At 67.3% G+C, this 18114-nt stretch carries 19 protein-coding genes; 5 read left to right on the forward strand and 14 right to left on the reverse strand.

The genetic code is table 11. The features are described 5' to 3' along the window. The 8 genes from FVD38_RS25700 to FVD38_RS25730 form a co-directional block, all read right to left on the reverse strand. A partial coding sequence (locus tag FVD38_RS25700) for a pilus assembly protein N-terminal domain-containing protein (protein ID WP_229494007.1) occupies window positions 1–585 on the reverse strand: 585 nt, incomplete at its 3' end. 11 nt (window positions 586–596) lie between these two features. Then, on the reverse strand, window positions 597–1448 hold the full coding sequence (cpaB, locus tag FVD38_RS25705) for a Flp pilus assembly protein CpaB (RefSeq protein ID WP_147937392.1): 852 nt from the start codon (window positions 1446–1448) through the stop codon (window positions 597–599). Continuing rightward, a complete protein-coding gene (locus FVD38_RS25710) occupies window positions 1441–2796 on the reverse strand; it encodes a DUF8689 domain-containing protein (protein WP_147937393.1) in 1356 nt (451 codons plus the stop codon). Before FVD38_RS25710 ends, cpaB begins: the two co-directional genes overlap by 8 nt. Next, complete coding sequence (locus FVD38_RS25715) at window positions 2793–3368, reverse strand: A24 family peptidase (RefSeq protein WP_147937394.1); 576 nt, start codon at window positions 3366–3368, stop codon at window positions 2793–2795. The genes FVD38_RS25710 and FVD38_RS25715 overlap by 4 nt, the downstream gene beginning before the upstream one ends. Before the next feature lie 79 nt (window positions 3369–3447). Then, a complete protein-coding gene (locus tag FVD38_RS25720) occupies window positions 3448–3633 on the reverse strand; it encodes a Flp family type IVb pilin (RefSeq protein ID WP_147937395.1) in 186 nt (61 codons plus the stop codon). Window positions 3634–3668: 35 nt separating this feature from the next. Beyond that, the gene (locus tag FVD38_RS26605) at window positions 3669–3815 is read right to left on the reverse strand and encodes a hypothetical protein (protein WP_183407439.1); all 147 of its coding nucleotides are present in this window, start codon (window positions 3813–3815) and stop codon (window positions 3669–3671) included. Between the two features lie 214 nt (window positions 3816–4029). Next, window positions 4030–4683, reverse strand: coding sequence for a response regulator (locus FVD38_RS25725; RefSeq protein ID WP_147937396.1), 654 nt, complete (start codon window positions 4681–4683; stop codon window positions 4030–4032). 24 nt (window positions 4684–4707) lie between these two features. Then, a complete protein-coding gene (locus tag FVD38_RS25730) occupies window positions 4708–6429 on the reverse strand; it encodes a sensor histidine kinase (protein ID WP_147937397.1) in 1722 nt (573 codons plus the stop codon). A 128-nt stretch (window positions 6430–6557) separates the two neighbouring features. On the opposite strand from FVD38_RS25730, the gene FVD38_RS25735 reads away from it, so the two are divergent. The 3 genes from FVD38_RS25735 to FVD38_RS25745 are packed head-to-tail and all read left to right on the forward strand — an operon-like array spanning window position 6558 to window position 9050. Further along, window positions 6558–7022: a TadE/TadG family type IV pilus assembly protein gene (locus FVD38_RS25735; protein WP_147937398.1), complete on the forward strand. Its 465-nt coding sequence runs from the start codon at window positions 6558–6560 to the stop codon at window positions 7020–7022. Then, complete coding sequence (locus FVD38_RS25740; RefSeq protein ID WP_147937399.1) at window positions 7019–7660, forward strand: TadE/TadG family type IV pilus assembly protein; 642 nt, start codon at window positions 7019–7021, stop codon at window positions 7658–7660. Before FVD38_RS25735 ends, FVD38_RS25740 begins: the two co-directional genes overlap by 4 nt. A gap of 1 nt (window position 7661) precedes the next feature. Continuing rightward, window positions 7662–9050 (forward strand): vWA domain-containing protein, encoded by a 1389-nt coding sequence (locus tag FVD38_RS25745; protein ID WP_147937400.1) that lies wholly within the window; start codon window positions 7662–7664, stop codon window positions 9048–9050. A 49-nt stretch (window positions 9051–9099) separates the two neighbouring features. Here the strand turns inward: FVD38_RS25745 and FVD38_RS25750 are convergent, their stop codons facing one another. From FVD38_RS25750 to FVD38_RS25765, 4 genes are all read right to left on the reverse strand, one after another. After that, window positions 9100–11421, reverse strand: a complete 2322-nt coding sequence (locus tag FVD38_RS25750; RefSeq protein ID WP_147937401.1) for a xanthine dehydrogenase family protein molybdopterin-binding subunit — start codon at window positions 11419–11421, stop codon at window positions 9100–9102. An 11-nt stretch (window positions 11422–11432) separates the two neighbouring features. After that, complete coding sequence (locus FVD38_RS25755; protein WP_147937402.1) at window positions 11433–12419, reverse strand: FAD binding domain-containing protein; 987 nt, start codon at window positions 12417–12419, stop codon at window positions 11433–11435. Further along, window positions 12416–12955, reverse strand: coding sequence for a 2Fe-2S iron-sulfur cluster-binding protein (locus FVD38_RS25760; protein ID WP_147937403.1), 540 nt, complete (start codon window positions 12953–12955; stop codon window positions 12416–12418). The genes FVD38_RS25755 and FVD38_RS25760 overlap by 4 nt, the downstream gene beginning before the upstream one ends. A gap of 412 nt (window positions 12956–13367) precedes the next feature. Continuing rightward, on the reverse strand, window positions 13368–14072 hold the full coding sequence (locus FVD38_RS25765) for an SDR family oxidoreductase (RefSeq protein ID WP_147937404.1): 705 nt from the start codon (window positions 14070–14072) through the stop codon (window positions 13368–13370). Between the two features lie 269 nt (window positions 14073–14341). On the opposite strand from FVD38_RS25765, the gene FVD38_RS25770 reads away from it, so the two are divergent. Both FVD38_RS25770 and FVD38_RS25775 read left to right on the forward strand, forming a co-directional pair. Further along, window positions 14342–15106 carry a hypothetical protein gene (locus FVD38_RS25770; RefSeq protein WP_147937405.1) on the forward strand — a complete coding sequence of 255 codons (765 nt, stop codon included), beginning with the start codon at window positions 14342–14344 and terminating at the stop codon, window positions 15104–15106. 39 nt (window positions 15107–15145) lie between these two features. After that, the gene (locus tag FVD38_RS25775; RefSeq protein ID WP_147937406.1) at window positions 15146–15697 is read left to right on the forward strand and encodes a cysteine hydrolase family protein; all 552 of its coding nucleotides are present in this window, start codon (window positions 15146–15148) and stop codon (window positions 15695–15697) included. Here the strand turns inward: FVD38_RS25775 and FVD38_RS25780 are convergent. Continuing rightward, window positions 15655–16980: an ATP-binding protein gene (locus tag FVD38_RS25780; protein ID WP_147937407.1), complete on the reverse strand. Its 1326-nt coding sequence runs from the start codon at window positions 16978–16980 to the stop codon at window positions 15655–15657. The two genes, FVD38_RS25775 and FVD38_RS25780, sit on opposite strands and share 43 nt — an antisense overlap. Window positions 16981–17089: 109 nt before the next feature. Beyond that, window positions 17090–18058, reverse strand: coding sequence for an IS1595 family transposase (locus FVD38_RS25785; RefSeq protein WP_147937408.1), 969 nt, complete (start codon window positions 18056–18058; stop codon window positions 17090–17092). Between the last annotated feature and the right edge of the window lie 56 nt (window positions 18059–18114).

An 18114-nucleotide genomic window follows, 5' to 3' on the forward strand; every position in this document is an offset into this window, starting at 1 on the left:
GCCGCCGGCAGCGGCCGCGGGCGCTCCCACGCCGGCCGGCGACGGGCTGCCGGCGCTGGCGCCGGCATCGGCGCCGGACGGCGTTGCCGCGGCCTGGAAGGCGCCGGCCAGTTCCACCAGCTGGCTGGCCACGACGGCGTCGCTCACCATGCCCGACAGGATCAGGGCGTTGCCGCTGCTGCCAATGCGGATGTCCTTCTCTTGCGGGAACAGCGTGTCGAACTGGCTGCGCAGGGCAGCCGTGTCGATGCCGACGGCGATATCGATCACGGTCGACTTCTTGTCGCGGCCCGATACGATCATATTGGTGGCGCCGACGCTGCGCGCCACGATCACGACCTCGCCCGCATTCGGGACCACCACATTGGCCACTTGCGGGTCGCCCACGGTAACCTGGCTGGCCGGGGTGCAGAAGCGCTTGATGACCGATTTGCCGCGCACCAGTTCCAGGCGCGGGGCGGAATCGCTGCGCAGGTCGATGCAGTCGGCGGCGGTGGCCAGGCCGGCGTTCACCGCCAGGGCCAGGGTCAGGCTCGATGCGAGCAGGGTCTTGCGCATCTTCTCGTTACTCGGTTGGTTCATCATGGTGTCGTCACTCAAAAGCTTTGCGAAGCGGCGTCCAGGCCGCGGATCACGAGCACGCCGTCGGTCCGCGGCGCGGCATTCTGGCGTACCGGGGCTGCGGCGCGCGGCGCCGGCTCGAAGTCGGGTGCGGCGACCGGCTGGGCGGCGCTGCGTTCCGGCAGGCCCAGCACGGACTCGCGGGTGGCGCCGGCGGTGGCCGCCGGCTGCGGGTCGACCTGGTTGCGCAGCACCAGCGACAGTTCGCCGATCGAGCGCGCCAGGTCCAGTTTCTCCACCTGGTCCGGCGCCAGTTCGAGGGTCACGGCATTGACGACGCGCGGCTTGCTGTCGTCGACCGTCGATTCCTGGGCCACGGCCAGCACCAGGATCCGCTCCAGCACGATCTTCGAGATCGCGCCGGAACCGGCGCCGGACAGGTCGCTGCCGGTGGCCTGCATATTGACCAGGATGTCGACGTAGTTGCCCGGCAGCGCGAAGCCGGCCACGCCGACCACGTCGTTGACGCGCACCGTCATGGCGCGCTTGCCGGCGCTGACCACCGACGACAGGCCGCCCAGCGTGCCTTTCGGCGCCAGCTTCGATTCGAGGATCGGCTCGCCGACCAGGATCTCGGCGCGCGCGATGCGGCCTTCGAGTGCCTTGAGGTCGGTGATCGCGCCCGGCGGCACCGAGGTGGCCGGCCATTCGGCCAGCTGCAGGCTAGTCGGGGCCAGGCGCGAACCCTGGTTGATGTTGGCGATGGCCACCACCACCTGGCTGCCCGACGGGCCCTGCTCGCCCATCCACTTGGCTGCCATCACGACCGCGCCCAGCGCCAGCAGCAAGGCCGCGCCGATGATCAGGATTGCTCTCGAATTACGCATTGTTGTACTCCACAGTGCCGCGGTCGCGGCGTTCAGTCTCTAAGGGACGGCCGGCGGCGCCGGCGGCAAAATAGTTATCCCAGGCCCAGTCGATGGTGCGGGGCGACAGTTCCGGGGTTCGTTCTTCATAGCGCGCCAGGTCGCGCAGCTGGCGCATCAGGTCGCGCGGGTAGCAGGCCAGCAGCGGCACCTCGCGTTCCTCATGGCGCGCCAGCAGGTAATCGAAGGCGGCGCCGTCGAACTCCACGCCGGCGCTGGCGCAGGCCTGGCGGAACAGTTCCGCGTATTCGCCGAGCGACGCCGCCGGGACCTCGATCTTGTAGCCCAGGCGGCGCAGGAAGGCGCCGTCCGACAGGCGCTGCGGCACGAAGTTCGACGAGAACACGACGATCACGTCGAACGGGATCTGGAAGCTGTGGCCGGTGTGCAGCGTGAGGTAGTCGACGCTGCGGTCCATCGGCACGATCCAGCGGTTCATCAGGGCTTCCGGGGTACAGCGCTGGCGCCCCAGGTCGTCGATGATGAAGATGCCGTTATTCGATTTCAGGTGCGGCGGCGCCTGATAGAGGCGCGTATGCGCATCGAAGCGCAGGTCCAGCATGTCCAGCGTCAGCTCGCCGCCGGCCAGGGCCGCCGGGCGGCGCACGCCGCGCACCCAGCGCGCGTCCGGCGCGCTGCCGCGATCCAGGCCGCTGCCGATCGTGCTTTCCTCGTCGGCCGCCACGTGCTGCACGGCGTCGAAGAAGGGAATCACCTCGCCGTCGACCATCAGGGCATACGGCACCGCGATCGTGCCGACCAGCAGGTCGCGCAGGCGCTCGGCCAGGTAGGTCTTGCCGCTGCCGGCCAGGCCGTGCAAAAAGATCGCGCGGCCCGAATTCATCGCCGCGCCCAGCTGGTCCAGGACCAGCGGGTTGACCACAATGCCGTCGAACGCGGCCGCCATGGCGCCGCGCGTGACCTGCATCGCCGCCACGCTCTGCTCTTTCACCTGGGCGGTATAGCCCGCCAGCGTCACCGGCGCCGGACCGGCGTAGGCGTTGCGGGCGGCGGCATTGGCGGCGCGCGCGCGGCCGGCGTCGGTCAGGATGTAGGACAGGTCGGCGTCGGTGCCGCTGTTGCCGACGCGGGCGATCTCGCACAGCTTCTCGGCGCGCATGAAGGCAACCAGCGGATCGATGACGCTGACGTTCAGCTTCAGGTGACTCGCCAGTTCCGCCAGCCGCAGCTGGCCGCGCTGGTGCAGCACTTTCGACACCAGTTCGATCAGGAACAGGAACGGCAGGCCGGTGTCGTCGACCGTGCGCGGGGCACGGGCATTGGCCGGGGCCAGCAGGGCGTTGCTCACAGCGGCAACTTCCCGTGCACGCCGATCCACAGCATGCAGCCGACGGTGGCGACGGCGATCGCCACCGCATAAGGCAGGCGGCCGCTGGCCGCTTGCGGCGGGGTCACCGGCGCGACGAGGCTGCCGGTCAGGGCCGAAGCCGTGGTGTGCATCGCCATCTGCCAGGCGTTGCCGACCAGGCGGCGCAGGCTGCGCTGCCAGGCCGCGAACACCAGCGCCAGCACGCCGCCGGCGACCAGGGTAACCAGGGCAACCGCCAGGATCTGGTCGACGCCGACGAAGGCGCCCACCATCGCCAGCAGCTTGACGTCGCCGGCGCCCATCATGCGCAGCGCGTACATCGGCAGCAGCAGCGCCAGGCCCAGGCCCCAGCCGCCCAGCGACTGCAGCAGGCCCAGGCCGCCCACCTGCGCGCCGACCAGCCCATCGCCCGCAGGCAGCAGCGCGTGCAAGGCAAACGCCGCCAGCGCGCCGGGAAACACGATGGCGTTCGGGATGCGGCGTGCGCGCACATCGTGCCAGACGGCGGCGCCGAGCAGCGCAAACAGCAGGAAGAGTGGCAGGCTTGTCAAGATGGGCTCCGGTCAAAAAAAATCCGGCACGAAACGTCCGTGCCGGATGGGGGCCGCGCGGCGGCCACTGTATCGACGCTTAGCCGGCTGCGGCTGGGGTCTTGGTGGCGATACGCTTGGCCAGGTTGTCGAACAGGGTGTTCAGGTTGGTGCCCAGCAGGCTGACGCCGGCGATGATGACGCCTGCGATCAGGGCAGCGATCAGTGCGTATTCGATTGCGGTGACGCCGTCTTCTTCTTTGATCAGGTTTTTGATGAAGTTCATGGTAAATCCTTTCAGTGATGTCAATTGGTTGGGCTTTATGCGCTCGTCCACACGGCCAACGCCGCGATGAAACAGACGACTGCGAGCAGGACGCTCAGGACCAGGTACGACATCGCCGGGCTGCCGCTTCTTTCATATTGCAGCTCCGGATTGTCTTCCCGCTTCTGTTCGGTGTCGTACACTTTCGCTCCTGTCCTCTTGCCGCCGTACCGTGTGAATCGATACGCAGCGCATGAGTTGAATCTTACGGACAGGACAATTTGTTGCCATCCGTCAAAACTACCTTTTTGAGGGGGACTTGTTGCCGTGGCGGTCTAGGACATAAGTCCTAGACGCCTTGTGGGAAGAGACTGACAGGGGCGCGGCGGCCCAAGCGGCCGCCGGCATGGGGCACGGTCAGGACAGGCCGTGCTTGGTGGCGTAGACGTACAGTTCGAGGCGGTTGGCCACGTCCAGCTTCTGGTAAATGGTGGTCAGGTGGTTGCGCAGGGTGCGCTCCGAGATGAAGGCGCGCTCGGCCAGGTCCTTGTTGAGGGCGCCCTTGCCCTGCACGATCATGCCGATCACCTCGCGTTCGCGCGCCGTCAGCGAGGCGATGCGCTGGGTTTCCGGATCGGCTTTCGGACTCGGGGCCACCAGCTGACCCAGCAATACCTGCATCAGCGACTGGTCGAGCCACAGCTCGCCATCGTGCACCTTGCGCACGGCCGCCAGCACGTCGTCGGTCGGCGCTTCCTTGCTGACGACACCGCGCGCCCCGGCCTTGACGGCCGCCGCCAGGGTAGCCTGGTCGCGGTTGGCGCTCAGGATCACGACCCTGGTCGCCCCGTTTTCCAGCAGGGCCGGCAGGAAATCGATCGAGCTGCTGCCCTTCAGGTCGAGGTCGAGCAGCACGATGTCGGGCCTGAATTGCGTGCACAAGGCCTTGGCTTCGGCGCCGTCGCTGGCGCTGCCGACCAGATGGAAGGCATCGCCCTCGGCCTGGATCAGGCGCTCGAGGCCCCACAGCATGGTTTTATGGTCGTCGACCAGCAGGATGCGAATGGTCATCTGTCTCCCTGGAGTATGTCGTTGTCAGTTTGGAATGCGGATGCGCAGCAGGGTCTGGCGGCCGTCGGCCTCGACTTCCAGTTTGCCGCCCAGGCCCTGGACCCGCTCGGCGATCGAGCGCGGCACGAAGGGCAGCGGCGCCTGCCCCGGCACGGTCGCCGGGTTGAAGATATCGATGGCGAGCATGCTGCCCTCTTCTTCGACCACCACGCCGGCGGTGCGGGCCCGGGTATGCTTGCAAATATTGTTGATGCCTTCGGTGACGATCTGGAACACCTCGGCCGCCATGCGGTCGTTGACCATGCTGTCGGCATGCATTTCCAGCAGCACGTCCAGGCCATAGAAGTTCTCCACCTGGTGCAGCTGACGCCGCAAGGCGATCAGCAGTTCCGGCTCTTCCTGGCGCCCGCTGCGAAAGCGCTGGGCGAAGTCGCGCATGTCGCCGATCACCCCCGAGCACATGTCCATCAGGCGATCGAGCTCGGGCGCGACTGGACTGGCGTCGCCAGCCTGGTTGCGGATCGCCGCCACCGCATGGCGCAGGCCGATATAGGGCTGGATGGTGCTGTCATGCAGGTCGCGCGCGATGGTCTGGCGTTCGCGGAAAGCGGCTTCGGACGCCAGCCGGTCGAGCAGGTCGATGGTTTCGATGACCGGAAACGCCTGCTGCACGATGTGTTTCAGGAAGCTGGCATCGCTGCGCCGCAGGCGGGCGCCGGTGACGAAGATGTGGCCGCTGCCCTTGCGCAGCGGCAGCGAGGCGCTGACGAAACCCTCGGCGTCCAGCAGGTCGGCGACGTGGCCGCAGGCGTCGGGGTCGGCCCTGTGCCAGTCGCGCTTGCCGATTCCCTGGCGCAGGGCGGTGGCCGCCCCCAGTACGAACAGATTGAAGTGGCGCGGCGGGGCCAGGTACAGGATGGCGCCGTCGCCCAGTTCCAGCAGGGGCGCGACGTCGTCCGCATCGGGACGGCTGCGGCCGATCGCGCGGCCGCTCTTGGGGTGATGGGCCGTGTTCATGGTCCAGCGCTCGTGGCTGTCCTGCATCAGCAACACGCAGGTGTCGCCGCCATAGAAGCGCAGGATTTTTTCCATCAGCGAATCGAGCGTGTGCTGCACCCCGAAGCGCGGATTGGACAGGCGGCTGACGTCGCGCAGCAGCGCCAGGCGCCGCCGCTGGTCGACCGCCAGTCCACCCCAGAACGCGACCATATAGCCAAGCGCCAGCACGAAGGTCGCGCGCAGCAGCAGGATGTGCAGCGAGGCCAGGCCCTGGGCGGCCAGCACCGACAGGGCCACCACGCCGACCGAACCGAGGGTAAGCTTGGCGCCGGCGTCGAAGCCGTGGCGGAACGAGGCGGCCAGGATGGCGAAGAAGAAGAACGAGAAAAACGGGCTGGCCGTGCCGCCGCTGGCCCAGACGATCAGGCCGTACCAGGCGATGTCGACCCAGTACACCAGCGGGCCATGCGAGAAGCCTGCGCGGTAGCCGGCGATGACGAGCAGGGTCAGGCTGTGCAGGACGTAGGCGGCGAACACGAGCCAGGTCCAGTTGCCCGACAACGTCACCCCGCCCGGTCCGATATACAGGGTGAGCAGGGCCGAGACGGACAGCAGCACGCGCATGCCGAACACCATCCAGACCTCGGCATCGGCCGCGGCCACGCGTTGCCCGGTGTCGGGCTGTGCGGCGCGCGCGCGGGCGCCGGTACGAAGGAAGGAAGGGACGATGCTCGCTAACCAAGTCATGTTGTGTGGCGCCGACAAAGGCGTTGAATCATTTTTAAAAGCGACACGGGAAATGATTTTTGCCCTGTAGAATCCCCGAAGCTTACCGCATGCTCCACGCCACTTTCCGTAAAATTGCCAGAGTAACGATGTATTCCACTCCTCGCCGTCAGTCCGGCGCCACACTCGTCGAGATGGCGATCATCGCACCGGTCTTCTTGCTGGTGCTGGTCGCGATCATCGAGCTGAGCATGATGTTCTTCGCTACGCTCACGATGCAATATGCCGTGCGCGAAGGCGCGCGCTTCGCGATCACGGGCCGCAGCTCGGAATCCGCGACCGGCAACCAGCAGCGTTATGCCAACGTCATCGCCAAGATCAAGGACAACTCGCTCGGCATGTACGAGCGCACCGATCCCCAGATCTCGGTCAACGGCACCAGGTACTCGACCACCTCCTTCAGTAACGGCATGTTCGGCGCGCCCGGCGACATCGTCGTCATCCAGCTCGACTGTGGCTGGCCCGTGACGACGCCGCTGCTGTCGAGCTTCTTCACCAAAGGTGTCTATCAATTCACGGTCGCGGCGACCATGCGCAACGAGATATTCCCATGACGCATAACCAAGTCGAGCGCACGGTCGCTACTGTACCGAAAAGTCGCTACCGGCAGCGCGGCGTTGCCGCGGTCGAGCTCGCCCTACTGCTACCGATGCTGGTGATCCTGGCCTTGTGCGCCATCGACGGCGCCCGCGCACTGCAGGCCAACATCATCATCACGAATATCGGGCGCGAAGGCGCCAACCTGGCCGCGCGCGGCAGCATCGACCTCGAGGACGGCAGCCAGGACATCATCTATGCCGTGATGGCAAGCGCGCCACCGCTCAACGTCAACCAGCAAGGCATGATGTACATCACGCGCGTGATGGGCGTGGGCACGACGCGCAGCGTCGTGCTGGACCAGTACCGCTGGGACGACGCCGCGCGCAACCTTGGCGCCCGCAAGAGTACCTACCAGCCGACCAGCCGCATCCATGCCTGCGGCGCGTGGAACAGCGCCGGCAAATGCACCAGCATCAGCTCCACGTCGCGCCCAACCGCGGCCGTGCTGACGGGTAAACTCGACGATGGCGAGATCGTGTACGTGGTCGAGACCTTCTATAAGTTCGACATGCTGGTCAATGCCTTCTCGTTCGGCAAAGATTCCGCCCTTCCCGTCTTCGGGCCCGACCTGTATTCCATGAGCGTGTTCTGATATGGCTCCGATTCTTCACCGGCAGCGCGGCGCCATCGCCATCATGGTGGCCATTTCCATGATCGTTCTTCTCGGCGTGGTCGGCCTGGCCATCGACGGCGGCCTGGCCTACCTGGTCAAGGCGCGCCTGAACGCCGCAGTCGATTCGGCCGCGCTGGCCGGCGCCCGTGCGGTTACCACCGGCAATAATGAGGCCGAACAGCGAGCCAGCGCCAAAGCAGCAGCGGAAGATTTCTTCAAGGCGAATATTCCAGATAATTACCTGCTGTCGGCACCGAAGATCCTGAGTACCACGGTTACTTTCAAAAATGGGCAGGCGATCATCGACGTACTGGCCGACGCCAAGATGCCGGTGTCGATCATGCAGGTGATGGGCTTCGAATCACTGACCCCGGTCGCCGCGGCGCAGACCATCCGCAACGACCTGGACATGGCGCTGGTGATCGATACCTCGGGCTCCCTGAGCGATTCGGCGTCGGTCGTGCGGACCTCGGCCAAGAGTTTTCTGAGCAGGTTCAACGTCACGCAAGACCGGGTGGCACTGGTCCACTTTGCATCTGGCGCCGAGACTGACGTGCCTATCAAGATATCAGGGCGCGGATTCGAACGCACGACGATGTACAACAAGATCAACGCCTTCCCGTTCATCGGCGGGACCGCATCGGTCGAAGGCATGTGGAATGCGCGCGAGCAGCTGGGCATGGTGCCGCTGGCCAATCGTTCGACCATGCGCGTGATCGTTTTCTTCTCGGATGGCGCTCCTTCCGCATTCGGCTCGTATATGTCCTTCACCAACGCTGCGGACTGCAAGGACACGCTGGGCCGGAGTATCGCCGGCACGATGGACTCGCTCAGCGCTAATTTTGGCCTGAGCAAGCTCGACGACAGCGACAACGTCATCGTCAAGGAAAATTGCAAGCTGTTTCGCAATAACGCGTTCGCCGCGCGCACCCTGCCCGACTGGTATAACGCCCATAACGACGCGAAGAATCCCAATGATCCAGCCAGGCGCGAATTTCCACTCGTAACCAAGACCCCACGCGAAGTCACGAACGATATCGGCAGCACGTCCCTTGCCAACAGCACCACTTACCGCCGCAATGTCGAGCGTGCGTCGCGCAACCTGGTCGAAGCCATCGCCTCCAGTGCGCGCGACCAAAACATCGTCGTGTTCACGCTGGGAATGGGCGCGAAATTGAAGACCGCGGGCGACTTCGACGGCGATACCGGCGAGATGATCCTCAAATGCATGGCCAATTCGGTGGATGCCCCGAAGCGCTGCCAGAACCCCAAGCAGCCGATCGGCATGTACTGCTACGCCGCCACTGACGCCGACCTGACGCCCTGCTTCTCGCGCCTGGCTTCGGCCATCCTGCGCATATCGCAATAAACTCCGCGGCAGGCGTCATCGCCCGGCAGTTACCGGGCGACGACCTCCCTCACATCAGCTTGTCGAGCGTGATGGGCAATTCCCTCACCCGCTTGCCGCAGGCGTTGTAGACGGCGTTAGCGATCGCCGCCATCGTGCCGGTGATGCCGATCTCGCCCACCCCGCGCATGCCGGCCGGCGCATGCGGATCGGGGATATCGAGCCACATCACCTCGACCTCCGGCACGTCCAGGTGGGCCGGCACGTGGTATTCCGACAGGCTGGCATTGACCACGCGGCCATTGCGCTCGTCAAGATGCGTCTCTTCCATCAGCGCCGCGCCCAGGCCCATGATCATCCCGCCCCGCAGCTGGCTAGCGGCGGTTTTGGCGTTGAGGATGCGGCCGACGTCGAAGGAACCGAGCAGGCGCGTCACGCGCGGCTCGCCGGTGACGACATTGACCCGCGCCTCGCAGAAGATCGCGCCATAGGAATGCATCGACCAGTGCTCGCTCTCCTGCGACGGCGCCGCCTTGGCCGTCACCTCCACCTCGTCGCGCCCGGCCCGCGCCAGGATGTCGGCATAACTTTCCCAGCGATCGGCATCGTCGACCTTGCACAGGCCGCCGTCGCGCGAACGCACCTGTTCAGGCTTCAAACCCGCCAGCGGCGATTCGCGACCGGCCAGCTTGAGGAGCTCGGCGCACAGCGCCGCGTGCGCGGCCTTGACCGCCGCCGCGACCACGGCCGTCTGCTGCGAGCCGCCGGCCAGCACCGCGCCCGGCAGCGCCGAGTCGCCATAATCGAAGCTCACCTGTTCCATCGGCAGCCCCAGCCGCACCGCGCACAGCTGGGTCTGGGCGGTGGCCGTCCCCATCCCCATCTCGTGCACGCCGACCGACACCCGCGCATGGCCGTCGCGCGACAGGACGATGCGGGCCGCCCCGCCTTCCATCCGATAGTAGGGGAATACCGCGGTCGCGCAGCCCAGGCCGACCAGCCATTCGCCTTCCTGGCGCATGCGTGGCTTTGTGTGCCGCTCCTGCCAGCCGAAGGCCTGGGCGCCGGCGCGATAGGCCTCGATCAGGTGGCGCGACGAGAACGGCGTGCCCTCGGTCGGGTCTTGCACCGGCTCGTTACGCCGGCGCAGCACGATAGGATCGATGCCCAGCTGCTCGGCCAGCTCATCGATTGCGCTCTCGAGGGCGAACGAGCCGACCGACTCGCCCGGCGCGCGCATCGGGACGTTGGCGACCATATTCATGTTCATCGCCTGCACCTCGAGCTTCATGGCGGGGGCCGCATACAGCACGCGCGCATTGTGGATGAACGGCTCGGGCATGGCGTTGTATTCGGTCATCACCGCCACGCCGGTGTGGATCAGGGATACGATGCGGCCGTCGCGGTCGGCGCCGATGGCCACGCGCTGCTCGGTCGTCGTGCGCCCGCCGACGGCGCGGCACACGCCTTCGCGCGACAGCATGATGCGCACCGGCCTGCCGGACACCTTGGACGCGGCCGCAGCCAGCAGGTGGTGGCGCCATACCAGCTTGCCGCCAAAGCCGCCGCCGACGAAGGGCGACGTGACCCGCACCTGTTCCTGCGCGATACCGAATACCTGGGCCAGCGTGAAGGCGGCATTGACGACACCCTGGGTGGCATCGTGGACCCGCAGGACGTCGCCTTCCCAGGCGACCGTCACCGCGTGCAGCTCGATCGCGTGATGGTTCTGGCGCGGGGTGCGGTAGAGCTGGTCGACCCGCTGCGCGGCCGACGCCAGCGCGGCCTCGGCGTCGCCGATGACGTTCTGCAACGGCGCCCCCATGAATTCGGCCACTTTGACGCCGGCCGCGCGCGCGGCTTCCATGCTGGTCACCCCATCCTCGACGTCGTAGCGCACGCGCACCAGGGACGCCGCATGGTCGGCCTGCTCGCGGCTCTCCGCCAGCACCAGGGCCACTGGCTGGCCATTCCAGTGCACCCTGTCGTCCTGGAACACCGGCAATGCGTCCCCGCTGCCGCCCAGCGGCTCGCGCATCAGCGGCGGCGGCGGCTGCATCTTCGGGGCATTCAGGTGGCTCATCACCAGCACGACGCCGGGCGCCGCTTCGGCCCTGGCGACGTCGATGGCGGCGATGCGTCCCTTCGCCACCGTGCTGTACACGAGGGCGCCATGCACCATGCCGTCGAGCGCGAACTCGGCGGCATATTTGGCCTCGCCCTTCACCTTGACGGGGCCGTCCAGGCGCGACACCGGCGCGCCGATCAGCGGATCGTCGCTGGACGTCAGGGGGTCTGGCTTGCCTTTCGCTCCGTAGCGGTCGGGCGCGAGCGCCACCGCCTTCTGCATGATCGCCTGGCCGGCCTTCTGGATGTTCTGCACGATCTTCATGCTCTCGCTCCTCAGGAATGCGCGGTGGCCAGGCGGTCGAGCACGGCCACTATCGTGCGCTGCGCCAGCGGGATCTTGAACGCGTTGTCGCGCAAGGGCGTAGCGTCGGCCATCTCGGCGCGCGCCGCGGCCTCGAAGTGGAAGGCATCGGCCGGCTGGCCGCGCAGCATCTGCTCCAGCGTCGAGGCGCGCCACGGCTTGTGCGCGACGCCGCCCAGCGCCAACCGCACGTCGCTGACCACGCCGTCCCGAACGTCGAGCGCGGCCGCCACCGAGACCAGGGCAAAGGCATAGCTGGCGCGGTCCCGCACCTTACGGTAGGTGGAATTGGCGCCGAAGGCCAGCGCCGGGATCTCGATCGCCGTGATCAGCTCGCCGGGGTGGAGTTCGGTCTCGCGCTCGGGATGGTCCTCGGGCAGCAGGTGAAAAGCGGTGAACGGCACCTGGCGCGGCCCGCTCATGCCCTCCAGGTGGACCACGGCGTCGAGCGCGGCCAGCGCCACGCACATATCGGATGGATGTGTGGCGATGCAGGCGCTCGACGCACCCAGCACCGCGTGCATGCGGTGCACGCCCTGGAGCGCATCGCAGCCCTCGCCCGGATTGCGCTTGTTGCAGTGGGCGCCGTCGCGGTCGTAGAAATAGGTGCAGCGGGTGCGTTGCAGGACGTTGCCGGCGACGGTGGCCATATTGCGGATCTGGCCCGAGGCGCCGGAAGCGATGGCGCGTGACAGCAACGGAAAGCGTTCGCGCACCGCGCGGTGCTCGGCCAGCGCCGTGTTCCTGACGGCCGCGCCGACCAGCAGGCTGCCGTCGGGACGCTCTTCGATCTGCTGCGACAGGCCGCTGACGTCGACCAGCTGCGCCGGCCGCTCGATGGTCTCGCGCATCAGGTCGACCAGGTTGGTGCCGCCGCCAAGATAGCGGCTGCCCGCCGCCGCGCCCTGGCGCACAGCGTCCTGTGCATCGTGCGCGCGGGCGAAGGTGAACGGATTCATGAGGCCTCCCCGGTTGCCGCCCTGCCGTGCAGTTGCACATGGTGTTCGGTCACCGCGGCGACGATGCCGTTGTAGGCGCCGCAACGGCACAGGTTGCCGCTCATGCGCTCGCGCACTTCGTCCTCGCTGAATGCGACGGTCTCGGCGCCGATGTCTTCGGTCACGTAGCTCGGCACGCCGCGCCGCAGCTCGGCCTCCATGCCCAGTGCCGAGCAGATCTGGCCTGGCGTGCAGTAGCCGCACTGGAAGCCGTCATGCTCGATGAAGGATTGTTGGAGCGCATGCAGCTGGCCGTCGGTGGCCAGGCCCTCGACCGAGGTGATCGCACGGCCCCCGTACTGCACGGCGAGGGCCAGGCAGGACAGGATGCGCTGCTCGCCGTCGAGCAGCACGGTGCAGGCGCCGCAGGCGCCCTGGTCGCAGCCCTTCTTGGTGCCGCAGAGGTGCAGGTGCTCGCGCAGGAAATCGAGCAGGGAGACGCGCGGGTCGCTCGGCAGCGCGACGGCGTTCCCGTTGACGGTGATGGTGGTCGACACGGTAGAAACTCCTTCTCGGGTGGCGGTCGCCTGCCTGCAAGATCATGGAAAAACCGTGCGGAAAAGTGACCGTGTGTGCTCCGATAACGAGTACCAAGTGTAGAGTCAGCCGTGCCGAAAAGGCGCACGCTTGAGGCTCAGGATGGCGGTTCGGAGGATCGTGCAAGACGCGGATTCGCCCCCGGAGCGGCCGTGCTGATCGAGACGGCCACAGGGTCGCTGGCCGGGAAGGATTCGGCAAGCGCTTCATCGAGCGCTGCTTCCTGGTGCGGGGCCGTAGACACCTGCGGATCGCCGCTCGTTTGCTGTCGCGCTGCGTTCCCGCGCTGCTTCGCGCCACTCCTTGAGATGCTCATCGGTCAGTTCCCATTCGATGCGGCCGCCCGATGGCGCCCGCCTTGTGTCAATGTATTCAGCCGGCCGCATCGAGGTAGACGCCGCGCTCGAGCGACAGGCCGCGCTTGACCTCGCGCGTGAGCGCATCGGCCAGCACTTCTTCTTGTCCCGCCTCGAGGGCGGCGATGGCCTGGGCCACGACGTCCTGGGGCGACGCCTTCGGTGCGTCGATGCCGGCGGTCATGTCGGTATCCATGAAGGCCACGTGCAAGCCGACCACCTGGGTGCCCTGCGGCCTGAGGGCGATGCGCACGCCATTGGTCATCGACCAGGTGGCCGCCTTCGACATGGCGTAGGTGGCGCCGCCCGGGATGCTGATCCAGCTCAGCACCGACAACACATTGACGATGGCGCCGCCGCCGTTGGCGACGAGGATGGGCGCGAAGGCGCGGCACATGGCGAGGGTGCCGAACAGGTTGGTGTCGAGTTCTTGCCGCGCGCGGTCGACGGCCTCGTCGTCGAACACGTGGCCGCCGCGCACGATGCCGGCATTGTTGACCAGCAAGGTCACGTCGCCGCATTCGGCGGCCGCGCGCCGCACCTGCTCCGGGTCGGTGATGTCGAGCTCGAGCGGAATGACGTCGGGCATATCGATGCCGCGCGGATCGCGGGCGCCGGCATACACCTTGCGCGCGCCGGCTTCGAGCAGGAGCCGGGCCCAGGCGCGGCCCAGCCCCCGGTTCGCCCCGCTGATGAGTACGACGGAATCCCTGACCTTCATGACGCCCTCCCGTGTGGATGCCGGATGCACGATCGCTCCGGCGATGCACCGATACTAAGGTCAGACCGCGGGCCGCCACAGTAAATCCTTGTGAAATGGCGTGCGTTCGATCCGGCGCAAGCCGCCCCATCTCTCCCATTGGTTGCACCGATGTCCGCGCGACACATCTCATCACACGTCTTTACAACCGGCGCCCCGCGGCCCGACTAAGCTCGATGGCAGTTGCAGCAGTAGACCGCCGCCAATGCCCCCACCCATACGGAGCCTCCATGACCGCCACGCGCACCATCCTCGCCGCCGCCCTTGCCCTCGCCCCCTGCGGCGCCGCTTCCACGGCCGCCGCCCACCAGGGCGCCAAGGCGCATACAGGGGGCATCAAGACTCCCGCCGCCAAGGGCGTGAAGGCCGACTACGACATCGTCCACACAAAAATTGCCACCGAGGGCAATGTCGCCACCTTCCACATCGCGGTGTCCGGCAAGGCCGGCAAGACCTATCCGACCAAGACCGGCAAGCTGGGCGGCAGCGCCGTGTTTTCCTACGTCTGGCCGACCACCATCGACCCCTATGTAGTCGGGTTCGAGAGCAAGGCAGGGATCCTGGCCTTCGCCGTCACCTCCCACCCCGACTTCGACGACACCCCGCTGTACGACGAGAACGGGGACGGCGACGTCGGCAACGACGGCAACCTGTGGCACTCGCACTGGGTGGTGCTCACGAAGGACGACGCCTGCGGCAAGGATGCATTGAAGGTGGTCGACATCCCCAAGGGCGCCAAACCGCGCCTGCCCAAGACCTGGCCCGGGTTTCCGATCCTGCTCGACAGCCCCGGCTGGCACCCGGTAGTCAAGGCCGACTCGCTCGAGGTCAAGGTGCCGTTCGACGACATCGGCGCGGTCGAGGCGGCGAGCTTCGACGGCGTCACGGCGGCGCTGCGGGTCAATGCCAGCGTCCACAGTCCGCTGCTGTGCGTGGCGGACGTGTTCAAGGTCGCGTCGGGGAAACTGACGCTGCCGGGCAAGGTCAACCAATAGCAACCACCACCATCACCACAACCACCACGAGGAACCACCATGAGCAAGCAGGCACTGATCGTCATCGACGTCCAGAACGACTATTTTCCGAACGGCCGCTGGGAGCTGGCAAACATGGACGCCGCCAGCGCCAACGTCGGCCGCCTGCTGCGCCACTACCGGGCCAGCGGCACGCCGATTGTCCACATCCGCCACGAATTCCCCGACGCCGCCAGCGCGCCGTTCTTCGCGCCCGGTTCCGAAGGCGCCGCGATCCACCCGTCGGCCGCGCCGGTCGAGGGCGAACCGGTGCTGCTCAAGCACCACATCAACTCGTTCCGCGACACCGCGCTGCTGGACATCCTGCGCGGCCACCAGGTCGACGAAGTCGTGATCTGCGGCGCCATGAGCCATATGTGCGTCGACGCCTGCAGCCGCGCCGCCAACGATTTCGGCTTCAAGGTCACGGTGGTGCACGATGCCTGCGCCTCGCGCGACCTGGAATTCGGCGGAGTCAGGGTGCCGGCGGCGCACGCCCATGCCGCCTTCATGGCGGCACTCGGATTCGCCTATGCCGACATGCGCTCCACGGACGAGGTCACGACGGCGTGACGGCCATCGCTGGCGTAGTGGCGGGTGGCGTTCGTCAGGCGGTAGCGCACCCCGTGCCGCCCATAATCGACCTCGACCAGCGAGCGGGCCACGAGCCCCGACAGGCACCACTTCACGGCGGCGCCGTCGATCTCTGGGCAGGCACACTCCCTGGCGGCTTCGTCGAGGGTGAAGCTCCGGCGAAACACCGACAGACGCTGCAGGACGGCGCGCTCGCGCGGCGCGAGCAGGCGCCAGCTCCAGTCCAGCAGGGCGTCGGCCGAACGGTGGCGTCCTTCCGCCTCTGCGCCCGCGCCCCATGGCGCATCGCCCGCGCCGGCCAGCGCCGCGATGCCGCCGGTCCTGGCGCGCGCCGCGGCCAGGCCGATCAGCAAGGGGTTGCCGTCCAGTTGGCGGCACAGTTGCGCCGTCTGCGCCCGGCCGGCTGGATCGAGCCTGGTCCCACACCGTAGCGCGAACAGTTCCAGCGCCGCCGGCAAGGTTAATGGCGCCAGCCGGTGCACCCATTCGGCGCGCAGGTCCAGCGCCTCGCGGCTGGTCGCCAGCAGGTGCAGCCGGGGCGCGGCTTCGAGCAGCGCCTCGGCCAGCAGCGCCGCCGGATCGGCGAGGTGGCCGCAGTTGTCCAGCACCAGCAGCAGGCGCCGCCCGGCCAGGGCAGCGCACAAGACTGGCGCGGTGCTGTCGGCCGCAAGCCCCACTGCGCCCGCCACCGCGCCCGCCAGCCGCGCGCCGTCGGCCAACCGCGCCAGGTCGAGGTAGGCCACGCGGCCATCGAACTGCGGCGCCATATGGCGCGCCACCGCCAGCGCCAGCGCGCTCTTGCCCAGGCCGCCGGCACCGACAACCGTGACCAGGCGCCGCTCGCCGACCATGCGGACCAGGGAAGCAATCGTCTCCCCCCGACCCAGCAGCGGCGCAGAGCCGTCCGGCAGCCCCGCGACCCTCGGCAAGGCGGCCGGTGCAGCCCGGCGCACGGCGGCGACGAACACATAGCCGCGCCCCAGCACGTTGACGATGTAGCGGCTGCCATCCTCGCCGTCCCCGAGCGCGCGACGCACAGCGGCGACGTGGGCGCGCAACCGGCCCTGCTCCATGTCGGTCCCGGGCGCCAGGCGGGCGACGATCTCGTCCTTGCCCACCACCTCGCCGGCGCGCCCGGCCAGCAACGCCAGCAGTTCCAGCGCACGGGCGCCGAGCGGCAGCGCAAACCCGTCCCGGCGCAGTTCGCGCCGGTCGAGCGACAGCGTAAAGGGGCCGAACGATAGCTCGCCTTCCGTCTCCATTAACCACCTCCGCTGTCAATCTTATGATCAAGATCATATGACTTGGATCAAGCGGCCGATGTTAAAAAGTGTGAAATCCTGGTGAGCTATAAGTCTGGCGCTGTCACCGTTATCTGTTGATGACCCCGAATGCAATACACAGCAATTGCTCGACGAATGTAACCCTCCCGCCATCGAGCGCCCAATGCCAGCCCCGGTAGTTGGGAAGCCGGCGCGACGCTACGCCACGGAAGCGCGCCAGCCATTCCTTGAAGCGCCGGTGATAGGCATTGACATTCTGAACGTGGATGGCGCCCTCGGCGCCGTTGCGGACGCGTTTGCCGGCACTGAGATTAACGGCCTGGTGCGCAATGTCATGGGCACGGGCGAAGGCGGTGTAGGCGGCGTTGCCGTCGGTGATCAGCAGCGCCTGGGGATCGAGTTTCGGCAGCAGGTGCTTGACCAGCTGGGACGCCTTCAAGGCGCCGCGACCGGTCACGGCGTCGATGGTCTGGCCGCTGCGGTCGCGCGCCACCAGGATGCAGTCGAGGTGGTGCGAAATGCCGCGCAGGGCGGCCCTACCGCCACGCTTGCGCGGCCGGCGATTGAGTTTGCGTGCCCCCTTCTGCGATTCGAGCAGGAACATTTCGTCGGCCTCGACGATGCCGACCAGGCGCTCGGGCCGGTCGTCCTTGACCCGGTCGAGAAAGCGGTGGCGCCAGCGAAACGTGGTGTTCGGGTGCACGCCGAGCCGCTTGGCCGCAGAGCGGACCGTGCGCGAATCGAGCACCGTGTCCAGATAATCGAGCCACTTGCCCTTGTGCCTGAGCCGCGCCAGCGGCGTGCCGGTCAGGTCATTGAAGGTGCGTCCGCATGCGCAACAGCGAAAGCGTTGCAGGTCGTTAGCATGACCATGCCGGTGGCAACGCTCGCAGCCGCAATCCGGGCAGCACCGCCCCTTTGACCGGATCTCGCCGATGAGGGCAACCACCCGGTCGAGCCCGGCTGCCGGATGCAGGGCGGCAAGCACTTGCTGACGCTGCGGCTGATTCAGTTGGGGCAGCTGGGCGAACAGCTTCTCAAACTTCGGCGCTTTCATCGTGCGCTCCCGATCGATGACGACCAGGATTGGACCGCGGGTCAGCTCAGCAGTTC

The organism is Massilia arenae (assembly GCF_008014745.1).
Lineage (GTDB): Bacteria > Pseudomonadota > Gammaproteobacteria > Burkholderiales > Burkholderiaceae_D > Telluria > Telluria arenae.

What these genes read in the sequence shown, in the direction of transcription:
- cpaB (WP_147937392.1), bottom strand. Translation starts at nt 1,448, where the DNA reads ATGCGTAATTCGAGAGCAATCCTGATCATCGGCGCGGCCTTGCTGCTG.
- FVD38_RS25720 (WP_147937395.1), bottom strand. Translation starts at nt 3,633, where the DNA reads ATGAACTTCATCAAAAACCTGATCAAAGAAGAAGACGGCGTCACCGCA.
- FVD38_RS25725 (WP_147937396.1), bottom strand. Translation starts at nt 4,683, where the DNA reads ATGACCATTCGCATCCTGCTGGTCGACGACCATAAAACCATGCTGTGG.
- FVD38_RS25730 (WP_147937397.1), bottom strand. Translation starts at nt 6,429, where the DNA reads ATGACTTGGTTAGCGAGCATCGTCCCTTCCTTCCTTCGTACCGGCGCC.
- FVD38_RS25735 (WP_147937398.1), top strand. Translation starts at nt 6,558, where the DNA reads ATGTATTCCACTCCTCGCCGTCAGTCCGGCGCCACACTCGTCGAGATG.
- FVD38_RS25740 (WP_147937399.1), top strand. Translation starts at nt 7,019, where the DNA reads ATGACGCATAACCAAGTCGAGCGCACGGTCGCTACTGTACCGAAAAGT.
- FVD38_RS25745 (WP_147937400.1), top strand. Translation starts at nt 7,662, where the DNA reads ATGGCTCCGATTCTTCACCGGCAGCGCGGCGCCATCGCCATCATGGTG.
- FVD38_RS25750 (WP_147937401.1), bottom strand. Translation starts at nt 11,421, where the DNA reads ATGAAGATCGTGCAGAACATCCAGAAGGCCGGCCAGGCGATCATGCAG.
- FVD38_RS25755 (WP_147937402.1), bottom strand. Translation starts at nt 12,419, where the DNA reads ATGAATCCGTTCACCTTCGCCCGCGCGCACGATGCACAGGACGCTGTG.
- FVD38_RS25765 (WP_147937404.1), bottom strand. Translation starts at nt 14,072, where the DNA reads ATGAAGGTCAGGGATTCCGTCGTACTCATCAGCGGGGCGAACCGGGGG.
- FVD38_RS25770 (WP_147937405.1), top strand. Translation starts at nt 14,342, where the DNA reads ATGACCGCCACGCGCACCATCCTCGCCGCCGCCCTTGCCCTCGCCCCC.
- FVD38_RS25775 (WP_147937406.1), top strand. Translation starts at nt 15,146, where the DNA reads ATGAGCAAGCAGGCACTGATCGTCATCGACGTCCAGAACGACTATTTT.
- FVD38_RS25780 (WP_147937407.1), bottom strand. Translation starts at nt 16,980, where the DNA reads ATGGAGACGGAAGGCGAGCTATCGTTCGGCCCCTTTACGCTGTCGCTC.
- FVD38_RS25785 (WP_147937408.1), bottom strand. Translation starts at nt 18,058, where the DNA reads ATGAAAGCGCCGAAGTTTGAGAAGCTGTTCGCCCAGCTGCCCCAACTG.